We start from the raw sequence: 26,329 nt of genomic DNA on the forward strand, positions 1-26,329 counted from the left end.
GGTATCCAGGCTTACCTGTCGGTAGCGGTTCGGTTGCGGGCGCGGGCGCGGCTACCCCCGAGGCCCGGTTGTTGTCTAGGTTGTGTGCATGGAACGCCCCCGCCTGCTGACCCCTGCCCGGCCGACTGGGATGACGAGACGCAATGTTCTCGGCTTCGGAGCCGCAGCCGCGTCGGCCCTGCTGGTGCCCGGCTGCTCCCGCGGCCGAGCGGACGAGCCCGCGCCCGCTGCGGCCGGGACCTTCGTCACCGGCAACCCCGGCGGCGTCTACAACGTCTTCGGTACGGCGCTCAGTGCACTCGTGAGCGAAGTCACCGGCGTGGAGCTGAAGCCGCTGCCGAGCAACGGGTCGGTCGAGAACCTGGTCAAGGTCGCGGCCCGCACCGCCGACCTCGGCTTCTGCACGTCGGACTCGGCGCTCGCGGCGTACGAGGGCACCGGTCAGTTCAGCAAGGGCCCGCTGCGGTTCAGCGCGCTCGCCCGGGTGTACGACAACTACGTGCACATCGTCGTGCCGATGGCCTCGAAGGCCAAGGAGCTGACGGACCTGAATCGGCCCAAGGACGACCCGACCGCGCGGAAGATGGTCGTCAGCATCGGGCCGAAGGGCTCCGGCACCCAGATCGTCGCCGACATGATCCTCGACGAGGCGAAGGTAGATGTCACGCGGGTCAACATGACCCTGGAGCAGTCGGTCGCGGCGCTGACCCCGAAGGGCACCGCCACCCGGGGCTCGATCGATGCGTTCATCTGGAGCGGCGGCGTGCCGACGGTGCCGATCGCGAAGCTGCAGAGCACTCTCGGCTTCCGGCTGCTGGACATCACGAAGGTCGCGCAGACGATCGCGCTGAAGGAGTTCGGCGGTTTCGTCGTGTCGGCGATCCCGCCGTCGCAGTACGGACTGGCCAGCTCGGTGCAGACGCTGGCGGTCCCGAACTACCTGATCGCGAAGCCGGGGCTGTCCGACTCGTGGGCGTGGTGGACGGTCAACACGCTGTTCCGCCGCCAGAACGACCTGATCCCGAAGCATCCGGAAGCCGGCGCCCTCGACCCTCGCTCGGCCATCTCCACGATGCCGGTCCCGCTCCATCCCGCTGCCGAGCGCTGGTACCGGCAGAATCACATCTGAGCGTCCTGATTCACACGTCGTAGTCGTCGATCAGCGGGACGCGGACCTCGATCACCAGGCCGCCGCCGATCGGCGGGCGGGCGACCACGCGGCCGCCGACCCGGGCCGCCTCGGAGCGGACGATCGCCAGACCGAGACCGGTGCCCGGCATCTCCCGGTGGTGCGCGCTGCGCCAGAACCGCTCGCCGACCTTCTTCAGGTCGCGTGAACCGAGCCCCAGGCCGTGGTCGCGGACCGACATGACGACCTCGGTGCCGTCCCGCGTGACCGAGACCTCCACCGGCGGAGCGCCGTACTTGGACGCGTTGTCGAGCAGTACGTCGAGGATGTCGTCGACCTCGAGCTCCGGCGCGACCCCACCGGGGACCATCTCGCCGATGATCAGCTCCAGGTCGTCCGCGGCGTACACGGCCTTCCAGCCGACCAGGCGCTCCTTCACTGCCTGCGAAAGGTCCAGCGGCTCCTCGCTGCCGCCGCCGTCGTCGCTGGACGGGCGGTCCGAGCCGGCCAGGCGGGACAGCCGCTGGACGATCCGGCCGAGCCGGTCGATGTCGCTGAGCGCGAACCGTGCGGTCGGTGACAGCCGGGACAGGCCCTCGATGTGGATCCGGGCCGACGTGAGCGGCGTACGCAACTGGTGCGACGCGTCCGCGACGAACTCACGCTCACGCTGACGGGCCTGGTGCAGGCTCAGCGCCATCGAGTTGAAGCTGTCGCCGAGGCGGCGTAGCTCTGGTGCACGGCCGTCGGTCGAGACCCGGGTGTCGAGCGCGCCGCGGGTGATCTGGTGCGTCGCGTTGTCGAGGTCCTGCAGCGGCCGGAGCACCCAGCGGGTGATCGGCCGGACGATACCGACGATGATCGCGCCGATGCTGATCAGCAGGCCGCCGAGGAGCAGCAGCAGTCCACGCTGCACCTGGTCGCGGGCGCTCTGGGTCGGCACCCGCAGTACGGCGGCACCGAGGACGCTGCCGTTGTTGACGACCGGACGGGACACGATCATCTCGCCGGAGCGCCACGGCCACAGTGCGGGCGGCTCAGGCGGCAGCCGGCCGGCCAGCGTGCTGTGCAGCGCGGTCGCGATAGCCGGCTCCTTCACGTCCACACCGGACACGGAGGTCGCGATGACGCGGGAGTCGACGTCGACCACGAAGACCGGCGTGTTGTACAGCTCCTGGTACCGGACTGCCAGCTCACGCAGGTTGGCGATGTCACCGGTCTGCAGCGGGGACTCCGCCATGGTGGCGAACCAGTCCGCGTCGTTGCTCCGGGACAGGAACAGCGTGCGCGACGTACTCGTGGCGATGAAGTTCGCCAGCGGGATGACGGCGACGATGGCCAGCGCGACCACCATCGGGACGAGGGACTGCAGTAGTCGACGGCGCAACGGTCAGTCCGAACCCAGGCGGTAGCCGACGCCGCGGATGGTCTGCACGAGTTCTGGCCGGCCGAGCTTCGCGCGCAGGCTGGCGACGTGGACGTCCATGGTCCGCGAGGACGCCTCGAAGACCGACTGCCAGGCGTACAGGGCGACCTGTTCACGGGGGACCACCCGGCCGTGGTGAGCGGCCAGCACTGCTAGCACGTCGAACTCCTTGCGGGTCAGGCTGATGGGCTTGTCCGCCACCTGAACCGTGCGAGCTTCGATATCCACGGTCAGGTCGCCGACGGTCACCCGGGGGCGGGGCTGCAAGAGACCGGTACGACGTAGTACAGCATCGATGCGGGCCAGCAGTTCGGAAATCGCGAACGGTTTGACCACGTAGTCGTCGGCGCCGCTGCGCAGGCCGCGCACCCGGTCCGCGGCCTCGCCGCGCGCCGTCACCGCGATCACCGGCACATCCGACACCGTGCGGATCTGCCGGCAGACGTTGATGCCGTCCCCGTCCGGCAGTCCCAGGTCCAGCAGGACCAGGTCGCCGGGATCCGCCGCCAGGGCGTCCGCGGCGGTGCGAACGTGCGTCACCATCAAGCCGTAGCGCCGCAAAGCGGGTATCAGGGCATTGGCGATATCGAGATCGTCCTCGACCAGCAGAATCCGGACCGCGCCACTCATGCGGTGATCGTAGGCCAGGTCACGCCCTCATGTGTCAGATCTTGGTAAAGACGTAATCACGCGACTCCACGCAGTGTTCGGCAACATTAGCCTTCCGACCACAGGAGGGAACCGGTAGATGACTGTCGGTGTTCGTACCGGGGGAGGCGTGACCACGCCCTCCGAGGAAGAACTGGCCGAGTATGAGCAGGAACGCCCCGCTCGGCGGCTCAGGCCTGCCCTGGACCTGGTTGTTTCGGTCTGGTGCGCAATCGTCAGTGTCGGCGTCCTTGCACAGGTTTTCTTCCCACTACCACAAGGCACGCAGTTCTACTTGGTGATCTTTCTCGCAGCGGTTCTGCCGATCACGCTGCTGTGTTATCGCGGCTTTCGTCTTCCCGGCCGGGCTCGCACGCATGACGATCCGGGTGTCGCCGACTGGATTCTCGCTGCCGTCGCGTTGGCAGTCTGCGTCTATCCGCTGTTCGACTTCGACGGATTTCTCGAGCGCCGGCAGACGCCGACCACACTGGATGTGGTGGCCGGCGCTCTGCTGCTGATTTTGTTGCTCGAGGCATGTCGTCGTACGACGGGCTGGGTCCTGCCGGTCTTCAGCCTGGTGTTCATCGCCTACGCGTACTACGGCGGCTACCTGCCCTACACGTGGTCGCTCGCCCATCAGGGCTTCAACTTCGACGCGATCATCGCGCAGTTCACGATGGGTACGGCGGGCTTCTACGGGACACCGTTGAGTGTCGCGGCGTCGTACATCGTGCTCTTCACCATCTACGGCGCGGTGCTCGACTACTCGGGCGCCGGCAAGTTCTTCATCGACCTGTCCTTCGCGGCCTTCAAACGCAGCCGTACGGCGCCGGGCCGAACGGTCACGCTCGCGGGCTTCCTGCTCGGCAGCGTGTCCGGCTCCGGTACGGCGACCGCCGTGTCGCTCGGCACCGTGTCGTGGCCGATCCTGCGCCGGGCCGGCTACCCGCCCGAACCGGCAGGCGGAATGCTCGCCGCGTCCGGCATCGGTGCGATCCTGTCGCCGCCGACGCTGGGCGCGGCCGCGTTCATCATCGCGGAGTTCCTGCAGGTGTCGTACTTGAAGGTCCTCGGGTTCGCGGTGATTCCGACGATCCTGTACTACCTCGGGATCCTGCTCGCGATCGAGATCGATGCCCGTAAGCACGGGACGACTTCTGCGGGGACGTCGACGGACTCGGCGTGGCGGTTGCTGCTGCGGTTCGGGTACCACTTCCTGTCGTTGTTCGTGATCATCGCGTTCATGGCGGTCGACGTACCGCCGTTCAAGGCCGTCGTCTACGCGGTGATCATCCAGTTCGGGCTGTCGTTCCTGGATCGCGAGCACCGGCTGACAGGTCGGCCGTTGTTCAAGGCGCTTGCCCAGGGCACCCGTTCGGTGCTGCCGGTGGCGGCGACCTGTGCGACCGCGGGCGTGATCGTCGCGGTCACCACCCAGACCGGTCTCGGGCTGAATCTGGCCGAGATCATCGTCAACGCGGCGCACGGGCTGACCTCGAACCACACCGCGGTCCTGATTCTGACCGTGGTGCTGTCCGGGTTCGCCGTACTGATCCTCGGGCTCGCGGTGCCGGTGACCGCGTCGTTCATCATCGCGGCGGTGATCATCTCGCCGGCGCTGGTGAACCTCGGGGTGACGCAGCCCGAGGCATACATGTTCATCTTCTACTACGCCGTACTGTCCGAGGTCTCGCCGCCGACCGCGCTGGCCGCGGTCGCGACGGCCGCGATCACCGGCGGCAAGGTGATGCCGACGATGTGGCAGGCGTGGAAGTACACGCTGCCGGCGTTCCTGGTCCCGTTCGCCTTCGTGCTCACCGACAACGGCGCGCACCTGCTCGGTCAGGGATCGTTCATCGGGATGGTGTGGACCACGCTGGTGTCGATGCTCGCCGTCGCCGCACTCGCTGTCGTGACAGGCGGTTGGGTCTTCGTCCGGGCGACCTGGCTCGAGCGGGCGGTCTGCGTACCCGCCGCGGCGTTGTTGCTGTACCTCGCGCCCGTAACCATCACGGTCGGAATCTGTTTGCTACTTGTTGCCGTCGTCATCAATCTGGTCCGGCGGCAGCGCCAGGCCTCTTCCGCGGAAGGAACCGTTGCCCCATGAGACTCCGCACCACTGTTGTGGCGCTTGTTGCTGTCGTCTCGCTGGCTGCCTGTGGCGGTCAGCGTGAACCTGCCGGGTCCTCGGACGGCGGCGGGCGACTGACGATTGCCACGGGCAACACGACGGGGGTGTACTACCAGCTCGGTGGTGCGCTGGCCTCGGTGATCTCTTCCAAGGTGTCCGGGTACCGCGCGACGGCCAGTGAGACCGGTGCGTCGGTGCAGAACATCCAGGGCCTGGTGGCGGGGAACTACGACATCGCCTTCTCGCTGGGCGACTCGGCGTCGGACGCTGTGAAGGGCGAGAACAGCTTCAAGTCCAAGCAGGACGTGGTCGCGCTGACGCGGTTGTACAACAACTACACGCAGGTCGCCGTACGGACGTCGGCCGGGGTCAACTCGATCGCGGACCTGAAGGGCAAGCGGGTCTCGACCGGTTCGCCGAACTCGGGGACCGAGGTGATCGCGCGCCGGCTGCTGGAGGCGGCCGGGCTGGATCCGGCTCACGACGTCACTGCCCAGCGGCTGGGGTTGCCGGAGTCGGTGGACGCGATGAAGTCGGGCTCGATCGACGCTCTGGTCTGGTCCGGCGGCCTGCCCACCGGCGGGATCACCGACCTGACCACGAGCCTGGGCAAGGGTGTGAAGCTGTTGCCGATCACGGATCTCCTGCCGAAAATGCAGGAGAAGTACGGTTCGGTCTACACGCAGGCGCCGATCCCCGCAGCGACCTACAAGCAGGCCGCCGACGTACCGACGATCGTCGTACCGAACGTGCTGCTCGTCCGCAAGGACATGAAGGACGAGCTCGCAGAGCAGTTGACGAAGGTCATCTACGACAACATGGATGCGCTGGTCGCGGTGAACGCGGCCGCGAAGGGCATCACGCTCGAGAACGCTGAGAAGACCGACCCGGTGCCATTGCACCCCGGCGCGAAGAAGGCGATCGACGGGCTGGAATAGCAGCTTGCTGGTTTACGAGGTGGGCACCGGACCTTAAGGGGCCTGGAGCGGCTCGTGACCAGCTCACAGACCGTCCTCCCCCGCACACCAGGCGCAGCGGGGGAGGACGCAGGGCCCGTCTCCGCACACCAGGCGCAGCGGCGACGGGACCGACGCCGGCCCCACAACCAGGCGCTGTGAGTGCCGGCAGACCGGGCCTATCCAGCGGAGGCATCCGTCGGGTGGGCCCGGTCACCTTTGTCTAGCGCGGTTCCTTCGTGCATCGGTGTGCCGTACAGGTAGTGCGACAGCGCGGAGTCGCGCTTGGGGTGCGCGTGGTACTTGATCGGCACCACGCGTCCCTCGGCGCTGTCCCACGCGTTGTCGGCCATCCGCCACATCCGGTGCGCCAGCCGCCCGGCCATCCCGGTGTGGGGCGAGGCCGGGTGCGCGCGGGTCGGCGCGACCTCTTCGGCCTCCAGCAGGTCTTCGGTCAGCGTGTTCACATCCAAGCTCTCGAGCTGCTCGCAGATCTGGCGGCTGTACGTCGCCTCCATCCGCTCGTGCTCCCCGAGCAGCCGATCTATGTGCTGCCACAGGTCGTCGTGCTGGAGATCCAGGAAGCGGCTGTCGCCGTACTGCCGTCCTTTGAGGATGCGCAGCGAGCGCTCCAGTTCCTTGGCGTTGCCGACGTACCTGGTGACCATTTGCGTGCCGTCGGGCAGACGCTGGACGTGCGGGAGGAGCACGTCTTCGGCGGCGGCCAGGTGCTGCGCGGCGATCGCGTAGAACCAGTCCGTCTGATGCCTGTTCTCAGGGTGGGAAGCATCCGGGTGATGCGCCGGCTCGGCCAACTCCCGAATCTTCGCGTGTTCGTAGCTGAGGGCCATTTCGAGCGTCGAAGCGGTCATCTCAACCACCTCCAGGGGGTCTATTCCAGCGTGTGCCCATCCCGGCCGGACCGCAACCACCCCACCCCGCTCCGTAACCTTTCGGCAAGAGAGAAGCGCCCGCCGCAAGGGGTACGGCGGGCGCTTCGGCCTGGTGGTTCAGGGGTGACGGTCAGCCGTCCGAGCTCTTCTTCCAGAGGTTGATGCCGGCTTCGACGGCGTCGGCGTCGATGGCCTCGAGCTCCTCGGGCGAGAACTTCAGGTTGCGGACCGTGGCCAGGCTGTCCTCGAGCTGGGCGACGCTGGAGGCGCCGATCAGCGCGCTGGTGACGCGGTCGTCGCGGAGCGTCCAGGCGAGGGCGAGCTGGGCGACGGACTGGCCGCGCTCCTCGGCGATCTCGGCCAGGGCGCGGACGTGCTTGAGGGTGTCCTCGGTCAGCGAGTCCGGGTTCAGCGACTTGCCCTGCGCCGCGCGGGAGTCGGAGGGGATGCCGTCCAGGTACCGGTTCGTGAGCACGCCCTGCGCCAGCGGCGAGAACGCGATCACGCCGACACCGAGCTCACCGACGGCGTCGAGCAGGTCCTCCTCGATCCAGCGGTTCAGCATCGAGTACGACGGCTGGTGGATGAGCAGCGGCGTACCCAGCTCGCCCAGGATCCGGGCAGCCTCGCGGGTCCGGTCCGCGGAGTACGACGAGATGCCGGCGTACAGCGCCTTGCCCGAGCGGACGGCCGCGTCGAGCGCGCCCATCGTCTCCTCGAGCGGGGTGTCCGGGTCGAACCGGTGCGAGTAGAAGATGTCGACGTAGTCCAGGCCCATCCGGCTCAGCGACTGGTCCAGCGAGGCGAGCAGGTACTTCCGCGAGCCGCCGCCCTGACCGTACGGCCCCGGCCACATGTCGTACCCGGCCTTGGTCGAGATGATCAGCTCGTCGCGGTACTTGGCGAAGTCCCGCGCGAAGTGCGTCCCGAAGTTGGTCTCGGCCGAGCCGTACGGCGGGCCGTAGTTGTTCGCCAGGTCGAAGTGCGTGACGCCGAGGTCGAACGCCCGCCGCAGGATGTCGCGCTGCGTCACGAACGGCTTGTCGTCGCCGAAGTTGTGCCACAACCCCAACGAGATCGCCGGCAGCTGCAGCCCACTCCGCCCGGTCCGCCGGTAACTCATCTGGTCGTCATACCGGCCTTCGGCCGCCACATAATCAGTCACGAAACCCCAGTCTGCCCCATCTCCAACCAATCGCAAACCCCTTGTTTTCAAGCAGAAACCCCACAACTAACACCAAGAACCCCACCTTCTTGATCAGCGTTCCAGTGCGGTCAGGTGAGGTCGGGCCAGGGTGGGGGTGGGGTGGTGGTGAAGAAGTGGAGGATGTTGAGGAGGCGGCTGGTGGTGGGGGCGGTCCAGTGGCGTTGGTTGGGCCAGGGTGGGGCTGGGAGTTTGGCCAGAGCCCAGGAGAGGTGGAACCAGAGGATGGCGGCGGCCAGGTCCGCCTCGGTTTCGGGGGACCGGTCGGCGTACGTGGGGAGGATCTTGGCTACCTGGGTCAGCGGGAGTTTGGCGAACTCCATGGCGCGTGGGGCCCAGGCGGCGTCGCCCCAGTCGATGAGGGCTCGGAGTTCGTTGGCGGGGCCGGCGAGAAGGTTGTGTGCGGCAACGTCTCCGTGGATGAGCACCTTGGGTCCGCTGTCGTCGAAGCGTTCGGCGAGCCGGGTGAACCAACCGGTCAGCCAGCTTGCTGTTGCTGGGTCCACATAGCCGCGGGTGGCTAGGTCGTCGACCGTGCGCCACGGATCGCCCCAGTCGTCCTCCGGCACGACGGGGATCGCCCGTGTGGGCTCGGGTGAGTGTTGGATCTGGTGGAGGCGGGCGAGTTCCTCGGCGAGGCCGGTGGGGGCGTCGGTTGGTTCGGCGCCGTGGATGCGTTCCATGACGACGTACGGAGTGGCGAGGAGGCGGTGGGTTTCGTCGTACTCGAGGATCTCGGGGGTCAGCACGCCGACGAGGCGGGCGGCGGGGACGACGTGGGTTTCCTTGCGGAGGTCGTCTTCGTAGCCGGGGCGGGAAGCCCGGAGGAACAAGTCGTCGCCGAGGATGAAGGCGCGGTTGGCCACGCCGCCCGCTACCTCTTTCACGTGTTCGGCGTCGACGCCGTGCCGGCGGGCGACCGTGGTCACCTGGTGCAGGAAATCCTGATGCTCGGGCAATCCACTTCTCCGTCGCGCGCGGGAGTCGCCGGCCGGATCCCCGAGGCGGGGTGGGGCGGCATCCACCGAGTTTGATGTACTGCGGGCGTGCGTGTCGATGTAGATCCGGAGACCGTCGGGCGACGAGAGTTCTACGCGCTGCTGAACTCTGTGGTGGTGCCGCGACCGATCGCGTGGGTGTCGAGCCGCTCGGCCGACGGCGTGCTGAACCTCGCGCCGCACTCGTTCTTCACCGTCTCGTGCGTCAAGCCGCCGATGGTGCAGTTCACCTCCGTCGGGCGGAAGGACAGCCTCAACAACGTCGAGGCGACCGGCGAGTTCGTAGTGAACTTCGCCGCAGAGCCGCTGTACGAGCAGGTGAACGCCTCCGGGACGAACTTCCCGCCGGAGGTCTCCGAGTTCGAGGCGATCGGCGTGACCACCGAACCGTCGCGCACGATCTCCGTCCCGCGGGTCGCCGAGTCGCCGGTCGCGATCGAGTGCACCCTGCACACCACCCTCGAACTCGGCGACTGCACGCTCGTGATCGGACAAGTCCGGCACCTCGCGATCGACGCCGCGATGATGGACGGCGATCACCCCGAGGTACGTCGGCTCCGACCGCTCGCGCGTCTCGGTAAGGACGAGTGGAGCACGCTCGGCGAGGTCCGCTCGATCACGCGGATCCGCCACTCCGACTGGCCTGGTCACTTCACACCTCCTGGTAACTCGGATTAGTTGCTCAGGGCACCGTTCATGACTGCGACGGCAGCTCCGACGTGGCCAGCACCCTGGTGAGGGTTTCGAGCTCGGCGGACAACCGCAGCGGCGTGTAGTCCGGCGACACCGTGGTCGCCGGAAACCAACGAAAGTCCGGCGTCACCATGAAGACCTCGGGTGACAGCGGGCCAGGGTCGTGAGCGTGGCTGCGCGCCGCGACGTTGAGCAGCAGCCCCAGAGCAGGGATGAGGGACAGGTCCCGGATCACGTGCAGCATCAGCGTGTCTCGCGCCGGCACAGCTGCGAGCACGCCGTGTGGTGCATGGTCCACGCGGAGGGACTCGCGGAGAACGGTGTCGAGGACGAGCGCCCGCGAGGCCGCGAACGGCGTCCCGGTGATGAAGTCGACCTGTAGATCCTCGTGTTCGACATGCTCGACGTGGTCGGTCAGGCCGCGGAGATTGGCAAGGCCGAAGCGTTCGGCATCCGCCCAGGTGATGCCCATATCCGCAGGCTCGAGGAACATCGTCACGATCCCGTCGTCGGTCGTGGACGGAACAGACAGCAGGCCGGGCAGGAAGTCGGGCCGGTCCGCGGTCCAGCTGGCGGGCAGAGCATCGCGCGGGACGAGACGTTGGATCAGCTCGCGCTCGGGATCTGTTGGCGGTGTCGGTGGACCTTGCCGGAGCTGCTCAAGCAATTGGTCGAAGTGCTCCTCGACGAGCACTGGCCAGTGGGCCTCGTCGAACTGGGCGACGATGCGAGCGAGGTTGCTCAGACCGAGCACGGGGTTGTCGGCGGAGCGATCGGCCGGGACCAGAGCCGCGCCGCCCTGGTACGCGAGATCGAGCCCCAGCTCGGCTGCGCTGGACAGCGCGAGGTGAACGAGTCGGGTGGCCTGGCGGCGGGACAGTGGGGTAAGGGTGGGGTCGGGGCGGTCGGAGTTGTTGCCTTGGGCATATTCGGTGGCTGCGTCGATGGTCATCGTGGTCCTCCTTCTCGGCAGAGAAAGTACGAGGATCGGCACCTGCCGGAGACCGCGATTTCCGAATCTGTGGACAACTCCCGGGATACTCTGCGCAGACCCATCAGGGACCCCGAAGGAGCCTGTATGTCCAGCAGCCCGTCGTCGCGGCCGCCCTCCGAGACTCGGCTGTCGCTGTCGCACATCACCGCGCAGAACGAGACCAACCTGCTCGGGACCGTGCACGGCGGCGTGATCATGACGCTGGTCGACTCGGTTGCGGGTGTCGTCGCTGCGCGGCACTCGGGCGGGCCTGCGGTCACCGCGTCGATGGACGAGATGGTGTTCCTGGTCCCAGTGCGCGTCGGTGATGTCGTGCATTTCAGCGCGCAGGTGAACTGGACCGGTCGCAGTTCGATGGAAGTCGGCGTACGGATCACGGCCGATCGGTGGGACGCGGTAGGTCCGCAGATGCACGTGGCGTCGGCGTACCTGGTGTTTGTCGCGGTGGACGAGGAGGGCAAGCCGCGCGAGGTGCCGCAGGTCGTTCCGGTGACAGACGAGGACCGGCGGCGGTTGCGCGAGGCCGAGATCCGCCGGAGTCACCGGCTGGCCCGCCGCGCGGCCATCATCGCCTCCCGCGAGGAAGCCGCGCACGAGAAGGTGCGCGAGGGCGGAGACGGCAGTAACGCCTAGGCGCGTGGCCAGCTGGCCAATAGGTCAGCGGCTGCTCGGGCGGCGACCTCGGGTGCCTCGGTCATCGCGGCGACTCGGTAGCTGACGAGCGCGCCCTCGTGGAGTAGCAGCAGACGATCCGCCAGCTCACCCGGATCTGCGAGACCGGCCGCGCGCGCCTGCGCTTCGAACTCGGAGCGCATCCACCGCTTCTGGCCCACGATCACGGGCATCGCCGGGTGGTCCGGCGCCGCCAGCTCCACGCTCGCATTGATGAATCCGCACCCGTTGCGTGAGCCGGCGAGCCAGTCGGTCAGCGCCGCGAACAACGCCAGGATCACGTCTTCCGGTGTCGTCGGCTGCCGCGCGGTCAGCTGCTCGTCGAGGAACAGGTGCCAGGCGCGGTCACGCTCCTCGAGGTACGCCGCGATCAGCCGATCCTTCGACCCGAACCGGTCGTACAGCGTCTTCTTGGTGACGTCCGCCGCCGCAGCGATCGCATCGACACCGACAGTCCGGATGCCCTGCTCGTAGAAGAGCGTCGACGCGGCCGCGAGAATGCGCTCGCCGGCGGGCGTCAGCCGGGGCGCCGCACGCACCTGCCGGTCCACGATCAGTCTCACCTGCTGGTCGAGCATACTGACAGTATACCGACCGGTGTGGTTACTGTCGTTGCATGACCAAGAACAAGGCGCTCACGCTGGCGGCCGGAGCCGGGTTCGTCGTGTTCTGGAGCTGCGGCTTCATCGGCGCGCGGTGGGGTACGCAGTACACGAACGCGTTCGACCTGCTCGCCTGGCGATTTCTCGTCGCGGGCGCGATCGCTGCCGTGATCCTTGCGATCCGGCGGCCGCGGATCTCCCGCCGGGATCTCGCGACGCAGATCTCGATGGCGTTCCTGACCCAGTTCGTCTACCTCGGCCTGATCTTCACCGGTATCGACCACGGGATCACGGCCGGCGTGACCGCACTCATCGGCTCGCTTCAGCCGCTGCTGATCGCGACGGTGGCCGGGCCGCTGCTGGATGAACGTGTGAGCCAACGCCAATGGCTCGGCCTGATTCTCGGACTGGCGGGTGTGGGCTTGGTTGTCGCCGACGACCTCGGGGCCGGCCACGGATCGCCGCTACTGTTCCTCCTTCCGATTGGTGGCCTCCTCGGTCTCGTGGCAGGCACGTGCCTGGAGCGCTCTCGCAAACCGAGTACGAGGTCGCTAGATGCGCTGGCTGTGCAGAGTCTCGTGTCAGCTGTCCTCTTTACGGCGTTGGCCACTTCGACCCACCGGATGACTGTGCCGGAGCAGCCCGGCTTCTACGGCGCAGTGCTCTGGCTAGTACTACTGGCGACCGGTGGCGGGTGGGGCTTGTACCTGGTCAACCTCAAACTCTCCGGCGCAACCCGCATCAGCTCGCTGCTCTATCTGGTCCCGCCGACCACGATGGTGTTCGCGTTCCTGCTCTTCCACGAGACGATCGGCGCGCTCGCTGTCGCAGGCATGCTGGTGTGTGCGGTCGCCGTACTGCTGATCCGGATCGGTGAACAAGTACGCTGCGGGGATGGCGGAGACCCGGTGGCTGGACCAACGAGAAGCACAGGCCTGGCGCGCGTACATCGCGGCGCAACGAGTAGTGAGTAGTCGCATCGAGCAACAGCTGCAACGCGATGCCGGAATTCCCCACACGTACTACGAGATCCTGGTCCGGCTGTCCGAGGCGCCGGGCAACCGGCTGCGGATGAGCGAGCTCGCGGTCGCGACGCAAGGCTCACGCAGCCGGCTCTCGCACGCGGTCAACCGGCTCGAGCAGAACGGCTGGGTGAAGCGCGAGGGTATCGAGTCCGACCGCCGCGGCCAGGTCGCGATCCTCACCGAGCTCGGCCGGCAGAAGCTCATCGACGCGGCTCCCGGCCACGTCGAGGAGGTGCGCAAGTCGATCTTCGACGCACTCACCGCGGAGCAGGTCGAGCACCTGTACGACGTGTGCGCAACACTGGCCCGTCACTCCGGAGACACTGTCGACCGCGCCGCCTGGGAGCGAAACTGAGATGAGGCGACCGGTCGCGCTGATCGCGCTGACTGCTCTCGTGGTCGCCGGCTGCGGCGACAGCAACTCACCAACCGCAGGTCCAAGTACAGCGCCGTCCTCCTCAGTGCCGATCACGGAGGAGCCCACACCAGAGCCCAGCGAGCAGCCGAGCAGCCCGGAACCCACACCGACCGAGCCCCTGAGCGAGACCCCGCCCCAGACGCCGACCGAAGGCTGCATCGACCAGAAGCTGCAGAGCCTCACGCTGCGCGAACAGGCCGCCCAGCTCATCATGACCGGCATCGACGCCAGCGGCATGACGTCCGCCCAGAAGGCCGTCGTACAGCAGAAGTCCGGCAGCGTCTTCCTGATGGGCAGCAGCGGGAGCCTCGCCCACACCCGCTCGGCGATGAGCGCGGTCAACACTGCAGCCACAGTGAAGGGTGTCCGCCCACTCATCGCCGCGGACCAGGAAGGCGGCCAGATCCAGCGCCTCAAGGGCTCCGGCTTCGACCGCATCCCCGCAGCAACGGTCCAAGGCACCTGGTCCAGCTCGAAGCTCACCTCACAGGCCCAGGTCTGGGGCAGCCAGTTGAAGCAGGCCGGCGTCAACGTCGACCTCGCCCCAGTGGCCGACGTCGTACCCAGTTCGCTGAAGTCGCAGAACGCCCCGATCGGCCAGCTCAACCGCGAGTACGGCGACACGCCGGCGGACGCGAGCCGCGGCGTACAGGCCTTCGTACAAGGGATGCGCAAGGCCGGAGTCGCGACGTCGGTCAAGCACTTCCCGGGACTCGGGCGAGTCCGCGGCAACACCGACTTCTCGTCGGGTGTCGTCGACAATGTCACGGTTCGCGGTGACTCCTACCTGCAGCCGTTCGCCGACGGGATCAAGGCCGGTACGTCGATGGTGATGATCTCGACCGTCACGTACACCAAGATCGACCCGAAGAACCGCGCGATCTTCTCGCCGACCGTCATCCAGGGCATGGTCCGCGGTGACCTGGGCTGGCAGGGCGTCGTGATCACCGACGACGTCGGCGCGGCCGCCGAGGTCGCGTCGGTCCCGGCCGGCGCCCGCGCGACCCGGTTCGTGGCGGCCGGCGGCGACATCGTCATCAACGCCAAGGCCGGGCTGACCACGACGATGGTGAACGCACTCGTCGCCAAGGCGCAGGAGGACAAGTCCTTCGCGGCGAAGCTGACGAGTAGCGTGCGGCGTGTGCTGACGCTGAAACAGGACCACGGCCTGGTGAGTTGCGGATGACCGAGGAGGAGCCCGATTACCGGTTCACACTGGCGAACGAGCGCACCTATCTCGCCTACCTGCGTACGTCGCTCGCCTGCTACGCCGGTGGATTGTCCGCGGTGCAGTTCCTCGACCTCGGCCCGGATCGCTGGCCGGCCCGCATCATCGGCGTGATTCTGGTCTGCGCCGGCATCGTCACGACGGCCGGTGCGTTCCGCCGCTGGCAGCAGAATCTGACCGCGATCCGCCGCGGCGGCGCGTTGCCGGTGACCCGGCTGCCCTTGATGCTCGGGGCAACTATCGCGGTCGTCGGCCTGATCGGCCTGCTGTTCTCACTGTGGCGATGAGCACACCGGATCCCGGCCGGCAGCCGGAGCGGACCTTGCTTGCGTGGCGTCGTACGGCGCTCGGCCTGATTGCCAACGGCATCCTGCTGGTTGCCTCCGGCCACGGGTCGTCGGACGTCCGCACCGGGCTCGGAATCGTTGTACTCGTGCTCTCTTTGGGCTGCTGGACCGCCGTCAGCGCCGTCTACCGCCGGACCGCGGGCGGCGCGACCCACTTCCTCGGCCACCAGCATGTACTCCGGGTCGCGGCCGGCTTGGTGCTGGTCGTCGGCCTCTTCGACCTGTACGCCGTGATAACGCGCTGAAACCGATCAGTTACCGACTGTGCAACGCTCAGCTGCCCAGTTCATCACAACGCGATACGTTGCCGAGGGCAGATGCCGCATCAACCGCATGTTCCCCCTAGCATGTTCACGGTTTGTCCCTCGTTCACCCGGAGCTTGAAGTGCCGTTACGTCTGCGTCCGAACGACCCGACGTTCTACGACCTTTTCACCGAGTCCGCCAACCACCTCGTGGACGGATCCCGGATCATGGCCGAATTGCTCAGCAGTACGGCGGGCACCGGGCTGTCCGCGAGCCATCAGATCGCCGCCCAGATGAAGGACGCGGAGCACGCGGCCGACGAGACCACCCACTCGATCATCCGCCGGGTGAATTCGACGTTCGTCACCCCGTTCGACCGCGAGGACATCTACCGGCTGGCCTCCGACCTCGACGACGTAATGGATTTCATGGAGGAGGCGGTCGACACCGTCCACCTCTTCAACCTGGAGAAGCTGCCGGAGGAGATCGCCGAGCAGATCGAAGTACTCCAGCGGATGGCGCAGTTGACTGCCGAGACGATGCCCAGGCTGCGGACCATGAAGGACCTGGCGGAGTACTGGATCGAGATCAACCGGCTGGAGAACACCGGCGACGCGGTCCACCGCAGGTTGGTCGCGAAGCTCTTCAGCGGTGAGTACGAAGCGCTGACCGTGATGAAGCTCAAGACCGTGGTCGACCTGCTGGAGGCCGCGATCGACGCGTTCGAGCACGTTGCCAACACGGTCGAGCAGATCGCCGTCAAGGAGAGCTGAGCGTGGAGCTCGCGCTCGTCATCGCCGTCGTCGTCATCGCGCTGGCCTTCGACTACACCAACGGATTCCACGACGCCGCCAACGCGATCGCGACCTCGGTCTCCACCCGGGCGCTGACCCCGCGGGTGGCGCTCGCGATGGCAGCGGCGTGCAACTTCATCGGCGCGCTGGCCGGCACCGAGGTCGCCGAGACCGTCGGCAAGGGCATCATCAACACGCCGTCCGGGACACACGGCCTGGTGGTCGTGATCGCGGCGCTGATCGGCGCCATCACCTGGAACCTGATCACCTGGTACTTCGGTCTGCCCAGCTCCTCGACCCACGCGCTGATCGGCGGACTCGTCGGCGCCGGCCTCGCCTCGGCGAGCACCGTGCTGTGGTCGGGCATCGTCGACAAGGTCGTCATTCCGATGGTGCTGTCGCCCGCGGTCGGCTTCGTCGGCGCCTTCCTGCTGATGGTCGCCATCCTCTGGCTGTTCCGGCGCAGCAATCCCGGGAAGACGACGCGCGGTTTCCGGATGGCGCAGTCGCTGTCGGCCGCCGCGATGGCTCTCGGCCACGGGCTCCAGGACGCGCAGAAGACGATGGGCGTGATCTTCCTGGCGCTCGTCACCACCGGGCACGCCCAGCAGAGCGACGGCATCCCGCTGTGGGTCAAGATCTGCGCCGCGACCGCGATCTCGCTCGGCACGTACTCCGGCGGCTGGCGGATCATGCGGACGCTCGGCCGCCGGATCATCCACCTGGACCCGGCCCGCGGATTCGCGTCGGAGGCGGTCGCAGCGACCGTGCTCTACGTGATGGCGATCGGCCTGCACGCCCCCGTCTCCACCACGCACACGATCACCTCCGCGGTGATGGGCGCCGGCGCGACCAAGCGGCTGTCCGCGGTCCGCTGGGGCGTCGCCAAGGGCATCGCCATCGCGTGGGTCCTGACCATCCCGGCCGCCGGAATCGTCGCGGCGCTGTGTTACTGGCTTGCCCATCTGATCTTCGAGTAAATTCGGAGGCAGTTGTTCATTTCGAATTCACCCACCAGGCCTACGGTCGATGCACGGTGCACATCGTGGGGGGTTGATCGAGATGGACCTGACGTTCCTCGTCGTCGTGGTGATCATCACCGCGTTGGTGTTCGACTTCACCAACGGCTTCCATGACACCGCCAACGCGATGGCGACGTCCATCGCGACCGGTGCGCTCAGACCCAAGGTCGCGGTCGCTCTGTCCGCGGTGCTCAACCTGGTCGGCGCCTTCATCTCCACCGCGGTGGCCAAGACGATCTCGGGCGGCCTCGTCGACGACTCGAAGATCACCGTGCCGATCATCTTCGGCGGCTTGGTCGGCGCGATCCTGTGGAACGTGACGACCTGGTACTTCGGTCTGCCGAGCTCCTCGTCGCATGCCCTGTTCGGCGGCCTGATCGGCGCCACCTGGGTCGCGGCCGGCCGCGACGCGGTGAACTTCCAGAACGTGGTGCAGAAGATCATGATCCCCGCGGTCGCCGCGCCGATCGTGGCCGGCGGGGTCGCGCTGCTAGGCACCTTCGTGGCCTACAAGATCACCAGGCGGGCCCGGAAGACGTCGGTTCACGGCGGGTTCAGGACCGGTCAGATCGCCTCCGCGTCGATGCTCTCGCTCGCCCACGGCACCGGTGACGCGCAGAAGACGATGGGCATCATCACGCTGGTGCTGATCACCTCGGGCAGCCTCGCGCAGGGTTCGGGCCCGCCGGTCTGGGTGATCTTCTCGGCCGGCCTGGCGATCGCCCTGGGCACCTACTTCGGTGGCTGGCGGATCATCCGGACGATGGGCAAGGGCCTGACCGACGTCGAGTCGCCGCAGGGCTTCGCCGCCGAGACCAGCTCAGCCTCGGTTCTGCTCGCCTCGGCCCACCTGGGCTTCCCGCTGTCCACCACCCAGGTCTGCTCCGGCAGCATTCTCGGCTCCGGCTTGGGCAGGCGCCGCGCGCGGGTGCGCTGGTCGGTCGCCGGGCGGATCGCGATGGCCTGGCTGTTCACGCTGCCGGCCGCCGCGGTCGTCGGCGCACTGTCCGGCGAGCTCGCCAACTCGGGCAACGCCGGAGTCGTCATTGTCTCGGCCATCGCAGTCGCCGCCGCTGGTGCCATCTACGCCGCCTCCCGGCGCAGGCCGGTGACGGCGGAGAACGTCACCGAGTACCCAAGCCAGACGCCGGCCGCCCCGGTCAACCAGGCCGACCCGGTGAACCAGGCCGCCCCGGCCAACCCGGCCGACCCGGCCGCGGCCGCCTGAGAGGAGTCGGCGATGCACATCAACTGGAACGCACTGGGTCATGTCGCTCTGGTCAGCGTGCTCTTCGGGGTCGGGCTGCCGATCCTGTTCGCATTCGGTGTGACCGCGATATCACGGCGGGCGGTGGCGATCGAGGAGAAGAAGTCGCCGTCGGTCGTGGACAGTTCGGTGGCCGCGCTCTGCTTCGCCGCCTGTGTGGCGGCGGTGCTCTACGGGCTCTACCTGATGATTCCGCAGTTCCACTGACGCAGGGCGGTGGCCCATCTGATCTTGGAGTAAATTCCCTGGATCCATTCATTTCAAATTCACTCACCCGGCCTACGGTCGATCGACGCTGCTGACCGGCCGCCTAGGGAAGTGATCGGGATGGATCTGTCGTTCCTTGTCGTCGTGGTGATCATCACCGCGTTGGTGTTCGACTTCACCAACGGGTTCCACGACACCGCCAATGCGATGGCGACGTCGATCGCCACCGGCGCGCTGAAACCGAAGGTCGCGGTGGCCATCTCGGCCGTCCTGAACCTCGTCGGCGCGTTCATCTCCACGGAGGTCGCCAAAACGATCTCCAGCGGGATCGTCGACGACACCAAAGTGACGGTGCCGGTGATCTTCGGCGGCCTGGTCGGCGCCGTGCTGTGGAACCTGATGACCTGGTACGTCGGCCTGCCGAGCTCGTCGTCGCACGCACTGTTCGGCGGCCTGATCGGCGCCACCTGGATCGCCTCCGGGAGCAGCGCCGTGCACTTCACCACCGTCGTGCAGAAGATCATCATCCCGGCCGTGGCCGCGCCGATCGTGGCCGGCGTGGTCGCGCTGCTCGGCACGTTCCTGGCCTACAAGATCACCCAGCGGTCCCGGCAGAAGTCGGTCACCGAGGGATTCCGGGGCGGGCAGATCGCCTCCGCCTCGCTGGTCTCGCTCGCCCACGGCACCGGTGACGCGCAGAAGACGATGGGTGTCATCACACTGGTGCTGATCACCTCCGGCAGCCTCGCCCCGGGCTCGAAGCCGCCGGTCTGGGTGATCCTGTCGGCCGGTCTGGCGATCGCCGCCGGGACCTACCTCGGCGGCTGGCGGATCATCCGGACGATGGGCAAGGGCCTGACCGAGATCGAGTCGCCGCAGGGCTTCTCGGCCGAGACCAGTTCGACCGCGGTCTTGCTGGCCTCGTCCCACCTGGGCTTCCCGCTGTCCACCACCCAGGTCTGCTCCGGCAGCATCCTCGGCGCCGGACTCGGCAAGCGGCTGGCCGAGGTGCGCTGGACGGTGGCAGGCCGGATGGCCGTCGCCTGGCTGCTCACGCTGCCGGCCGCCGCGATCGTCGGTGCACTGGCCGGACGGGTGGCCAACTCCGGCAACATCGGTGTGGTGATCATCGCGATCCTCGCCGTCGTGGCCGGCGGCGCTATCTACGCGGCCTCCCGGCGTAAGCCGGTGACGTCGGAGAACGTGAACGACTACCCGAGTTCCACCCCGGCCGCCAGCACGGCCGCGGCGGCCTGAGAGGAGTACGGCGATGCACATCGACTGGAGTTCACTCGGTCAGGTCGCAGGGGCCAGCCTGCTCTTCGGAGTCGGCCTTGTGGTGCTGTTCGCCCTCGGCGTCAGTGCGATGGCCCGGCGGGCGGTCGCGATCGACGAGAAGCGGCAGCCGTCCGTCGCGGACACCGGTGTCGCGGCGCTCTGCTTCGCGGCCTGCCTGGCCGCCGTGTTCTACGGGCTGTACCTGATCATCCCGCAGTTCCACTGATGCCCCTCAACAGGCATTGAGAGGTACGACGGGCGGTCTGGCGGCTGCCCGTCGTACGCCTTCTCAGTGGTTACGGCTCAGCGGTTCCAGCGTCGGACCGACTTGGCCACGTCCTTGGCCCGGATCGAGCCGAGGTTGTACTCCCACGCGGCCAGCAGCCGGTCGCCCAGCACCTCCGCGTCGAGGTACATCCGCGGTCGGACTGCGACCGCCCACGTCGCCGCGGCGGCGTGGCCCTGCTGATGCAGCAGGTGGTCCACCGTCGCCTCGATGCGACCCACCTGCTCGTCCCGCAGGCCGTCACAGGCCCACTCCTGCAGGATCCTGGGGTCATCGGCCGTCATCCGGGCCAGATACGTCAGCGGTCCGCGCCAGAAGCCCCTGCTGCCGATGCTGTCCAGCGTCTCGAGCGGGAACCAGCCGTTCTGGTTGCGGCGGCCGTTCACCGCGGACTCGATCTCGCGGGCGCGATCCTGGTTCAACCCGCGGATCGCCCAGTCGACGAAGAACGCACCGGCGTCCGGGATATGTTCGGCCACATGCGGCGCCGGAGTCATCGCGCCCGGGTCGAACAGATGCAGCTCTTCGGGTGAATCGAACAAAACCTTCCCCGCCCGCTCGTGTCCGCGGGCCATCGCCGCCGGCCCGCCGCACAGGGACCCCCCAGGTTCCTGTTCTTTCAACGAAAGCCTTCGTACCCTCGTTCCGCCCCGAGGGTCAAGGTCCTGTCCGCCGTCTTAACGACGTTTGGCGGCTCGGCGGGCGAGCTCTTCCTGGTCCAGTCGCTCGGCCTCGGCCGGGGTCGGCGCGCTGCCGCCGTACGCCGCGGGCAGCCACCAGGCACCGGCGGGCTGCTCGGGGTACGCGTGGATGGTCTCGTCGAGCATTCCAGCCATCGTGGATCGCAGGTGTGCGGTCGCCTCGCCCGCGTCGTCGTCGCGTGTCACGGTCATCGGTGCGCCGATGGTGATCGAGATCGGGCGGTGCCGGGAGAAGTCCCGCGGGTGGTCCTTGGTGAACATCCGCTGCGTACCCCACAGGATCATCGGGATGACCGGTACGCCGGCTTCGGCCGCCATCCGGACCGTGCCGGACTTGAACTCCTTCAGCTCGAACGAGCGGCTGATCGTGGCCTCCGGGAACACTCCGACCACCTCGCCCGCGGCGAGGTACTCCAGCGCCTGCTGGTACGACGCCGAGCCTGCCTCCCGGTCGACCGGGATGTGGTGCATCCCGCGCATCAACGGACCGGAGTACCGGTTGCGGAACAGCACCTCCTTGGCCATGAACCGGACCAGTCGCTTGCTCGGCACAGCGCCGTACCCGCCAAGGATGAAGTCGACGTAGCTGATGTGGTTCAGGGCGATCAGCGCACCGCCGGTCCGGGGCACGTTGTCCGCGCCGGTCAGCTGGAGCTTGAGGTCGAGGACCTTGAACGAGGTCTTCGCGAAGGCGATGACAGGCGGGTACACGAGGTCGCGCATTCCTAGACGCTACAGGGTTCGTCTAGGGTGGGCGGTGACAACTTGAGATCGCGGGAGCTCGCACCGTAGTGGGCTGAGAGGGCGGCTGGACCAGGAATCGAACCTGGCCGGCGCCGCCGACCGCCGAACCTGTCCGGGTAATTCCGGCGTAGGGAGCACCAGCATGGTGAATGTCAGCACGATCCGTCCGGCCGTCACCACCGGCCCGATCTCGGGCTCGGAGAAGATCTATCGCGGGGAGCTCGGCGTACCGGCTCGCCGCGTGCATCTGACCGACGGCGAACACTTCGACCTGTACGACACGTCCGGTCCGTACACCGACGCGTCGGCGCGGATCGACGTACAGGAAGGGCTGCCCGCGTTGCGGCGGGAATGGATCGCAGGGTGCTCGGACCTCACCCAGCTCGGACATGCGCGAGCGGGGACGATCACCGAGGAGATGAGGTACGTCGCCATCCGGGAGGGCGCCGATCCGGAGTTCGTCCGCGCCGAGGTGGCACGGGGGCGGGCGGTGATACCGGCGAACCGGCGGCATCCGGAGAGCGAGCCGATGATCATCGGCAAGAAATTCCTGGTGAAGGTGAACGCGAACATCGGTAACTCCGCCGTCACCAGCTCCGTCGAGGAAGAGGTCGAGAAGCTCGTCTGGGCGACTCGGTGGGGCGCGGACACGGTGATGGACCTGTCCACCGGCAAGAACATCCACGAGACGCGGGAGTGGATCCTTCGGAACTCACCGGTGCCGATCGGGACGGTGCCGCTGTACCAGGCGCTGGAGAAGGTGAACGGCGATCCGGCCGCGCTGTCGTGGGAGGTGTACCGCGACACGGTCATCGAGCAGTGCGAGCAGGGTGTCGACTACATGACCGTGCACGCCGGCGTACTGCTTCGGTATGTGCCGCTGACCGCGCGACGCATCACCGGGATCGTGTCGCGCGGCGGATCGATCATGGCGGCGTGGTGCCTCGCGCATCATCAGGAATCCTTCCTGTACACGCATTTCGCGGAGCTGTGCGAGATCCTGCGCGCGTACGACGTGACGTTCTCGCTGGGCGACGGGTTGCGGCCGGGGTGTATCGCGGACGCCAACGACGCGGCGCAGTTCGCGGAACTGCGGACGCTGGGTGAGCTGACCAAGATCGCCTGGGAGCACGACGTACAGGTGATGATCGAAGGCCCGGGGCATGTGCCGATGCACAAGATCGCGGAGAACGTGCGGCTCGAGGAGGAGCTGTGCGGCGAGGCGCCGTTCTACACATTGGGGCCGTTGGCAACTGATGTGGCGCCGGCGTACGACCACATCACGTCGGCGATCGGCGCCGCCCAGATCGGCTGGCTGGGTACGGCGATGCTCTGCTACGTCACGCCCAAGGAACACCTCGGGCTGCCGGATCGTGACGACGTGAAGACCGGCGTGATCACGTACAAGATCGCTGCCCACGCGGCGGATCTGGCCAAGGGGCATCCCGGTGCGCAGGCCTGGGACGACACGTTGTCCAAGGCAAGGTTCGAGTTCCGCTGGGAGGACCAGTTCAACCTGTCGCTCGACCCGGACACGGCCCGCTCCTTCCATGACGAGACCCTGCCGGCCGAGCCCGCGAAGACCGCGCACTTCTGCTCGATGTGCGGGCCGAAGTTCTGCTCGATGCGGATCACCGCCGACATCCGCGCGTACGCCGAGGAGCACGGCCTCACGTCGACGGAGGCGATCGAGGCCGGCTTCGCCGAGATGTCGGAGACCTTCAAGGCCGCCGACCAGAAGCTGTACCTGCCACTGGCTGACTGAGAGCCCTTGTCCGGCCCGGTTCACCGTCCTCCCGGGCCGGACACGGGGAGTAATCGGGTGAAGCGATTCAGGTTTTGTCCTTCACTCTACGTGAATAAGACTGTAGCCTTAAGCCGTTCAGAAGGAGGTGCAGGGCGATGGTCTTCGTTCTCACGGTAGATCAGCGTGGCAGCCGAAGCACGAGCGATCTCGTACCCGAGCTGCTGAACTCCCTGAACCGCCGCCCGCGCCGGGCCGGCCTGCTGCGGAGGTTCGAGCGGACCGCCGGCGACGAAGTGCAGGGCGTGCTCTCCGAGGCCCGGCCCACCGTCGACGTGATCGTCGAGCTGCTGCGCGCGGACTCCTGGTACGTCGGCCTCGGGGTCGGCGAGGTGACCGAGCCGCTGCCCCGCAGTACCAGAGCAGGGAGCGGTGAGGCGTTCGTCCTCGCCCGCGAGGCGGTGACGCGGGCCAAGTCGAGCCCGCACCATGTGAACGTGGTCGGCGCGGACTCGCGGGTCGCGGAGCAGGTGGAGACGGTGCTGTGGCTGATGGCGTCGGTACTGCGGCGGCGGAGCGAGCGTGGATGGGCAGTGGCAGACCTGTTGGCTGAAGGACTCACCAGGCGGGAGATCGGCGTGAAACTCGGCATCAGCCAGTCAGCGGTGACCCAACGTGCGCAGGCGGCGGGATTCGCCGAGGAGCAGCGCGGCCGGGTGCTGGCCGCGGATCTGCTCGGTGCTGGAGTCGCTGCGTGACGGCACTGGTTCTGTCGTTGACGGCTGCCGGACTGATCCTCGCTGTGCTCGCCTGGGTGCCCAGGTCCGGTTCCAACCTCGAGATAGCGATCAGCGGCGTCATGCTTGCCTGTCTGGCCGCTGTCGGCGTTCTGCTGCTCTCGGGCCACGGAGTGGCCGACTGGGCCGAGCGCTGGTGGAACGTGCTGCTCCTGCTCGCCGGAGGTCTAGCGGTGACGGGTGGGGGCCCGCTGACGACCTCTGTGCTCGCCCTGGTCGACCGGAACAACACCAGAGCCCAGTCGACCCAGAAGGCCGGCGAGGTACTGCGTGGTGGCGCGCTGATCGGGTCCCTCGAGCGGACTGCGATCTACGCGTCGCTGGTAGCCGGCTGGCCGGAAGGCATCGCAGTAGTACTGGCAATCAAAGGCCTCGCTCGGTACCCAGAGCTCCGCAGTCCGGACCAGCCTGCCTCGGTGACTCCGCAGGCCGTCGCCGAGCGGTTCATCATCGGCACCTTCACCAGCGTGCTGTGGGCGGTGACCTGTGCCGGTCTACTGCGTTCACACTGACGTCAGCCGCGGATGACGATGTCGCCGGCGACCTTGTCGTGCCAGGTCTGCTGTTTGTCGTCCCACAACGGCCAGAGCACGTTGAGGATGCAGAGCTGGTTGAAGATCTGGGCGCAGACCTCGCGACCGAGGTTCTTGCCCATACCGATCAGCTGACCGGTGTGCGCGTCCACGACTCGCAGTCCGGTCACCTTCTTGCCGAACGACTGGCCGGTGCGGCCCTGCTGGACGATGCGGTTCCACACCCAGATGCCGAAGGCCACCAGGAACCCGGCGATCATCGAGATCCCGCCACCGGCCCCCAGCTCCTCCTGGTCGCCGTCGATGACCAGTGCGGCCAGCACTCCGGCGATCGACGGGATGGCCATGATCAGCGTGTCGACCAGTGAGGCGCCGACCCGGATCGGCCAGTCCGCCAGCCGGCCCGGTGGCGCGTAGCCGTACCCGCCGCCCGGAAAGCCTTGCCCGTAAGGGTTGTAGCCCTGCACAGGATGCTGACCAGGCGGCGGATACTGACCGTCGTACGGCCCTGAGGGAGGGATGCTCACGTCAGGTCAGAGCTTGATGACGTAGGTGTTGTTGATCTTGTCGGCGAACGTCTGCCGCTTCTCGTCCCACAGCGGCCACAGGTAGCCGAGGTAGCAGGCCGCGCCGTCGAGGATGTGGGTGAGCTGACGCAGGAACGTCTTGCCCACGCCGATCGGCTGGCCGGTCTCGGCGCCGACGAGCTTCAGGCCGAGCACCTGCTTGCCGACGGTCTGACCGCTGCCGCCCTGGCGGATCAGGATGTTCCAGATCGCCAGACCGACGCCGACCAGGTAGAAGATCAGACCGATGATCGCGAGCGCCGAGTTGTTGCTGTTACCGGCGATCGCGGAGCCGATACCGCTCGGCACGCCGATGATCAGCGCGTCGACGAACCATGCGCCGACCCGGTTCGGCCAGGCCGCCAGGTTGCCGGGGATCCCGCCGCCGAAGCCCGGCTGGCCGTACGGCCCGAAGCCCGGCTGCTGCCCAGGCTGCCCGTACTGCCCAGGCTGGCCGTACTGACCCGGCTGCTGCCCGTACTGCCCGGGCTGCTGGGGATAACCAGGCTGCTGCTGCCCGTACTGGCCGGGCTGCTGGCCGTACCCCGGCTGCTGCCCGTAACCCGGCTGGCCGCCGTAGCCGGGCTGCTGCCCGTACTGGCCCGGCTGCTGCCCCGGCTGACCGGGCTGACCGTACTGGCCGGGCTGGCCGTACTGACCCGGCTGCTGTGGGTCCTGCGGGCCGTAACCCGGCGGTGGCGTCGGATTGCTCACGACGATCCCTTCTACTGAAGACAAATTGAGGAGTGAAATGCAGGCTACGGGTCCGACGGCTCAG

Annotated in this window: 30 protein-coding genes; 19 read left to right on the forward strand and 11 right to left on the reverse strand. The window is 67.6% G+C overall.

Annotated features, from left to right (window positions below):
- Positions 1 to 88: 88 nt before the first annotated feature.
- Positions 89 to 1,129 (forward strand): TAXI family TRAP transporter solute-binding subunit, encoded by a 1,041-nt coding sequence (locus tag ACQPYH_RS04910; RefSeq protein WP_432887197.1) that lies wholly within the window; start codon positions 89 to 91, stop codon positions 1,127 to 1,129.
- Between the two features lie 10 nt (positions 1,130 to 1,139).
- Here the strand turns inward: ACQPYH_RS04910 and ACQPYH_RS04915 are convergent, their stop codons facing one another.
- A complete protein-coding gene (locus ACQPYH_RS04915; RefSeq protein ID WP_432887200.1) occupies positions 1,140 to 2,516 on the reverse strand; it encodes a sensor histidine kinase in 1,377 nt (458 codons plus the stop codon).
- A 3-nt stretch (positions 2,517 to 2,519) separates the two neighbouring features.
- Positions 2,520 to 3,185 carry a response regulator transcription factor gene (locus tag ACQPYH_RS04920; RefSeq protein WP_012918592.1) on the reverse strand — a complete coding sequence of 222 codons (666 nt, stop codon included), beginning with the start codon at positions 3,183 to 3,185 and terminating at the stop codon, positions 2,520 to 2,522.
- 118 nt (positions 3,186 to 3,303) lie between these two features.
- On the opposite strand from ACQPYH_RS04920, the gene ACQPYH_RS04925 reads away from it, so the two are divergent.
- Complete coding sequence (locus ACQPYH_RS04925) at positions 3,304 to 5,313, forward strand: TRAP transporter permease (RefSeq protein WP_432887206.1); 2,010 nt, start codon at positions 3,304 to 3,306, stop codon at positions 5,311 to 5,313.
- On the forward strand, positions 5,310 to 6,275 hold the full coding sequence (locus tag ACQPYH_RS04930; protein ID WP_432887209.1) for a TAXI family TRAP transporter solute-binding subunit: 966 nt from the start codon (positions 5,310 to 5,312) through the stop codon (positions 6,273 to 6,275). Before ACQPYH_RS04925 ends, ACQPYH_RS04930 begins: the two co-directional genes overlap by 4 nt.
- A gap of 197 nt (positions 6,276 to 6,472) precedes the next feature.
- Here the strand turns inward: ACQPYH_RS04930 and ACQPYH_RS04935 are convergent, their stop codons facing one another.
- The 3 genes from ACQPYH_RS04935 to ACQPYH_RS04945 form a co-directional block, all read right to left on the reverse strand.
- Positions 6,473 to 7,165 (reverse strand): hypothetical protein, encoded by a 693-nt coding sequence (locus tag ACQPYH_RS04935; protein WP_432887212.1) that lies wholly within the window; start codon positions 7,163 to 7,165, stop codon positions 6,473 to 6,475.
- Positions 7,166 to 7,316: 151 nt separating this feature from the next.
- Positions 7,317 to 8,351 (reverse strand): L-glyceraldehyde 3-phosphate reductase, encoded by a 1,035-nt coding sequence (gene mgrA / locus ACQPYH_RS04940; protein WP_432887215.1) that lies wholly within the window; start codon positions 8,349 to 8,351, stop codon positions 7,317 to 7,319.
- 110 nt (positions 8,352 to 8,461) lie between these two features.
- The gene (locus ACQPYH_RS04945; RefSeq protein WP_432887218.1) at positions 8,462 to 9,349 is read right to left on the reverse strand and encodes a phosphotransferase family protein; all 888 of its coding nucleotides are present in this window, start codon (positions 9,347 to 9,349) and stop codon (positions 8,462 to 8,464) included.
- A gap of 87 nt (positions 9,350 to 9,436) precedes the next feature.
- Between ACQPYH_RS04945 and ACQPYH_RS04950 the strand changes: the two genes are divergently transcribed.
- Positions 9,437 to 10,066, forward strand: coding sequence for a flavin reductase family protein (locus tag ACQPYH_RS04950; RefSeq protein ID WP_432887221.1), 630 nt, complete (start codon positions 9,437 to 9,439; stop codon positions 10,064 to 10,066).
- 16 nt (positions 10,067 to 10,082) lie between these two features.
- Here ACQPYH_RS04950 and ACQPYH_RS04955 read toward each other — a convergent pair whose 3' ends face one another.
- Complete coding sequence (locus ACQPYH_RS04955; protein WP_432887224.1) at positions 10,083 to 11,033, reverse strand: hypothetical protein; 951 nt, start codon at positions 11,031 to 11,033, stop codon at positions 10,083 to 10,085.
- Positions 11,034 to 11,159: 126 nt separating this feature from the next.
- On the opposite strand from ACQPYH_RS04955, the gene ACQPYH_RS04960 reads away from it, so the two are divergent.
- Positions 11,160 to 11,708, forward strand: a complete 549-nt coding sequence (locus ACQPYH_RS04960; RefSeq protein ID WP_432887227.1) for an acyl-CoA thioesterase — start codon at positions 11,160 to 11,162, stop codon at positions 11,706 to 11,708.
- Here ACQPYH_RS04960 and ACQPYH_RS04965 read toward each other — a convergent pair.
- On the reverse strand, positions 11,705 to 12,325 hold the full coding sequence (locus ACQPYH_RS04965; RefSeq protein ID WP_432887230.1) for a TetR/AcrR family transcriptional regulator: 621 nt from the start codon (positions 12,323 to 12,325) through the stop codon (positions 11,705 to 11,707). The genes ACQPYH_RS04960 and ACQPYH_RS04965 overlap by 4 nt on opposite strands.
- A gap of 38 nt (positions 12,326 to 12,363) precedes the next feature.
- On the opposite strand from ACQPYH_RS04965, the gene ACQPYH_RS04970 reads away from it, so the two are divergent.
- From ACQPYH_RS04970 to ACQPYH_RS05020, 11 genes are all read left to right on the forward strand, one after another.
- A complete protein-coding gene (locus tag ACQPYH_RS04970) occupies positions 12,364 to 13,323 on the forward strand; it encodes a DMT family transporter (protein WP_432887233.1) in 960 nt (319 codons plus the stop codon).
- A complete protein-coding gene (locus tag ACQPYH_RS04975) occupies positions 13,316 to 13,729 on the forward strand; it encodes a MarR family winged helix-turn-helix transcriptional regulator (protein WP_432887235.1) in 414 nt (137 codons plus the stop codon). The genes ACQPYH_RS04970 and ACQPYH_RS04975 overlap by 8 nt, the downstream gene beginning before the upstream one ends.
- A gap of 1 nt (position 13,730) precedes the next feature.
- Entirely contained in the window at positions 13,731 to 14,978 is a 1,248-nt protein-coding gene (locus ACQPYH_RS04980; RefSeq protein WP_432887238.1) for a glycoside hydrolase family 3 N-terminal domain-containing protein, read from the forward strand.
- Positions 14,975 to 15,307, forward strand: coding sequence for a YidH family protein (locus ACQPYH_RS04985; protein ID WP_130446262.1), 333 nt, complete (start codon positions 14,975 to 14,977; stop codon positions 15,305 to 15,307). The genes ACQPYH_RS04980 and ACQPYH_RS04985 overlap by 4 nt, the downstream gene beginning before the upstream one ends.
- On the forward strand, positions 15,304 to 15,612 hold the full coding sequence (locus tag ACQPYH_RS04990) for a DUF202 domain-containing protein (protein WP_432887241.1): 309 nt from the start codon (positions 15,304 to 15,306) through the stop codon (positions 15,610 to 15,612). Before ACQPYH_RS04985 ends, ACQPYH_RS04990 begins: the two co-directional genes overlap by 4 nt.
- Positions 15,613 to 15,752: 140 nt before the next feature.
- On the forward strand, positions 15,753 to 16,385 hold the full coding sequence (locus ACQPYH_RS04995; protein ID WP_432887244.1) for a DUF47 domain-containing protein: 633 nt from the start codon (positions 15,753 to 15,755) through the stop codon (positions 16,383 to 16,385).
- 2 nt (positions 16,386 to 16,387) lie between these two features.
- Positions 16,388 to 17,386, forward strand: coding sequence for an anion permease (locus tag ACQPYH_RS05000; protein WP_432887247.1), 999 nt, complete (start codon positions 16,388 to 16,390; stop codon positions 17,384 to 17,386).
- Positions 17,387 to 17,468: 82 nt separating this feature from the next.
- Positions 17,469 to 18,656, forward strand: coding sequence for an anion permease (locus ACQPYH_RS05005; protein WP_432894339.1), 1,188 nt, complete (start codon positions 17,469 to 17,471; stop codon positions 18,654 to 18,656).
- Positions 18,657 to 18,668: 12 nt separating this feature from the next.
- Positions 18,669 to 18,902, forward strand: a complete 234-nt coding sequence (locus ACQPYH_RS05010) for a hypothetical protein (protein ID WP_432887250.1) — start codon at positions 18,669 to 18,671, stop codon at positions 18,900 to 18,902.
- Positions 18,903 to 19,022: 120 nt separating this feature from the next.
- Positions 19,023 to 20,159: an anion permease gene (locus ACQPYH_RS05015; protein ID WP_432887252.1), complete on the forward strand. Its 1,137-nt coding sequence runs from the start codon at positions 19,023 to 19,025 to the stop codon at positions 20,157 to 20,159.
- Between the two features lie 13 nt (positions 20,160 to 20,172).
- Positions 20,173 to 20,406: a hypothetical protein gene (locus tag ACQPYH_RS05020; protein ID WP_432887255.1), complete on the forward strand. Its 234-nt coding sequence runs from the start codon at positions 20,173 to 20,175 to the stop codon at positions 20,404 to 20,406.
- 77 nt (positions 20,407 to 20,483) lie between these two features.
- On the opposite strand, the gene ACQPYH_RS05025 is transcribed toward ACQPYH_RS05020, so the two are convergent.
- Positions 20,484 to 21,008, reverse strand: coding sequence for a hypothetical protein (locus ACQPYH_RS05025; RefSeq protein ID WP_350849780.1), 525 nt, complete (start codon positions 21,006 to 21,008; stop codon positions 20,484 to 20,486).
- A 135-nt stretch (positions 21,009 to 21,143) separates the two neighbouring features.
- A complete protein-coding gene (locus tag ACQPYH_RS05030; RefSeq protein WP_432887258.1) occupies positions 21,144 to 21,890 on the reverse strand; it encodes a lysophospholipid acyltransferase family protein in 747 nt (248 codons plus the stop codon).
- Positions 21,891 to 22,053: 163 nt separating this feature from the next.
- Here ACQPYH_RS05030 and thiC point away from each other — a divergent pair, with 163 nt between their 5' ends.
- The 3 genes from thiC to ACQPYH_RS05045 all read left to right on the forward strand — a co-directional run bounded on the left by thiC (position 22,054) and on the right by ACQPYH_RS05045 (position 24,964).
- The gene (gene thiC / locus ACQPYH_RS05035) at positions 22,054 to 23,676 is read left to right on the forward strand and encodes a phosphomethylpyrimidine synthase ThiC (RefSeq protein WP_432887261.1); all 1,623 of its coding nucleotides are present in this window, start codon (positions 22,054 to 22,056) and stop codon (positions 23,674 to 23,676) included.
- A gap of 137 nt (positions 23,677 to 23,813) precedes the next feature.
- Complete coding sequence (locus ACQPYH_RS05040) at positions 23,814 to 24,413, forward strand: transposase (protein ID WP_432887264.1); 600 nt, start codon at positions 23,814 to 23,816, stop codon at positions 24,411 to 24,413.
- The gene (locus ACQPYH_RS05045) at positions 24,410 to 24,964 is read left to right on the forward strand and encodes a hypothetical protein (protein WP_130446270.1); all 555 of its coding nucleotides are present in this window, start codon (positions 24,410 to 24,412) and stop codon (positions 24,962 to 24,964) included. The genes ACQPYH_RS05040 and ACQPYH_RS05045 overlap by 4 nt, the downstream gene beginning before the upstream one ends.
- A gap of 2 nt (positions 24,965 to 24,966) precedes the next feature.
- Here the strand turns inward: ACQPYH_RS05045 and ACQPYH_RS05050 are convergent, their stop codons facing one another.
- Together ACQPYH_RS05050 and ACQPYH_RS05055 are read right to left on the reverse strand one after the other, a co-directional pair.
- Positions 24,967 to 25,512, reverse strand: a complete 546-nt coding sequence (locus tag ACQPYH_RS05050) for an RDD family protein (RefSeq protein WP_432887267.1) — start codon at positions 25,510 to 25,512, stop codon at positions 24,967 to 24,969.
- A 6-nt stretch (positions 25,513 to 25,518) separates the two neighbouring features.
- Complete coding sequence (locus tag ACQPYH_RS05055; protein ID WP_432887270.1) at positions 25,519 to 26,265, reverse strand: RDD family protein; 747 nt, start codon at positions 26,263 to 26,265, stop codon at positions 25,519 to 25,521.
- Between the last annotated feature and the right edge of the window lie 64 nt (positions 26,266 to 26,329).

It is taken from the genome of Kribbella sp. CA-245084 (assembly GCF_050942355.1).
Lineage (GTDB): Bacteria > Actinomycetota > Actinomycetes > Propionibacteriales > Kribbellaceae > Kribbella.

Bases quoted from the DNA above. Each gene is read 5' to 3' on its own strand.
- ACQPYH_RS04910 (WP_432887197.1), top strand. From the start codon at position 89: ATGGAACGCCCCCGCCTGCTGACCCCTGCCCGGCCGACTGGGATGACG.
- ACQPYH_RS04920 (WP_012918592.1), bottom strand. From the start codon at position 3,185: ATGAGTGGCGCGGTCCGGATTCTGCTGGTCGAGGACGATCTCGATATC.
- ACQPYH_RS04925 (WP_432887206.1), top strand. From the start codon at position 3,304: ATGACTGTCGGTGTTCGTACCGGGGGAGGCGTGACCACGCCCTCCGAG.
- ACQPYH_RS04930 (WP_432887209.1), top strand. From the start codon at position 5,310: ATGAGACTCCGCACCACTGTTGTGGCGCTTGTTGCTGTCGTCTCGCTG.
- ACQPYH_RS04935 (WP_432887212.1), bottom strand. From the start codon at position 7,165: ATGACCGCTTCGACGCTCGAAATGGCCCTCAGCTACGAACACGCGAAG.
- ACQPYH_RS04955 (WP_432887224.1), bottom strand. From the start codon at position 11,033: ATGACCATCGACGCAGCCACCGAATATGCCCAAGGCAACAACTCCGAC.
- ACQPYH_RS04960 (WP_432887227.1), top strand. From the start codon at position 11,160: ATGTCCAGCAGCCCGTCGTCGCGGCCGCCCTCCGAGACTCGGCTGTCG.
- ACQPYH_RS04965 (WP_432887230.1), bottom strand. From the start codon at position 12,325: ATGCTCGACCAGCAGGTGAGACTGATCGTGGACCGGCAGGTGCGTGCG.
- ACQPYH_RS04970 (WP_432887233.1), top strand. From the start codon at position 12,364: ATGACCAAGAACAAGGCGCTCACGCTGGCGGCCGGAGCCGGGTTCGTC.
- ACQPYH_RS04980 (WP_432887238.1), top strand. From the start codon at position 13,731: ATGAGGCGACCGGTCGCGCTGATCGCGCTGACTGCTCTCGTGGTCGCC.
- ACQPYH_RS04985 (WP_130446262.1), top strand. From the start codon at position 14,975: ATGACCGAGGAGGAGCCCGATTACCGGTTCACACTGGCGAACGAGCGC.
- ACQPYH_RS04990 (WP_432887241.1), top strand. From the start codon at position 15,304: ATGAGCACACCGGATCCCGGCCGGCAGCCGGAGCGGACCTTGCTTGCG.
- ACQPYH_RS05005 (WP_432894339.1), top strand. From the start codon at position 17,469: ATGGACCTGACGTTCCTCGTCGTCGTGGTGATCATCACCGCGTTGGTG.
- ACQPYH_RS05010 (WP_432887250.1), top strand. From the start codon at position 18,669: ATGCACATCAACTGGAACGCACTGGGTCATGTCGCTCTGGTCAGCGTG.
- ACQPYH_RS05015 (WP_432887252.1), top strand. From the start codon at position 19,023: ATGGATCTGTCGTTCCTTGTCGTCGTGGTGATCATCACCGCGTTGGTG.
- ACQPYH_RS05020 (WP_432887255.1), top strand. From the start codon at position 20,173: ATGCACATCGACTGGAGTTCACTCGGTCAGGTCGCAGGGGCCAGCCTG.
- ACQPYH_RS05030 (WP_432887258.1), bottom strand. From the start codon at position 21,890: ATGCGCGACCTCGTGTACCCGCCTGTCATCGCCTTCGCGAAGACCTCG.
- thiC (WP_432887261.1), top strand. From the start codon at position 22,054: ATGGTGAATGTCAGCACGATCCGTCCGGCCGTCACCACCGGCCCGATC.
- ACQPYH_RS05040 (WP_432887264.1), top strand. From the start codon at position 23,814: ATGGTCTTCGTTCTCACGGTAGATCAGCGTGGCAGCCGAAGCACGAGC.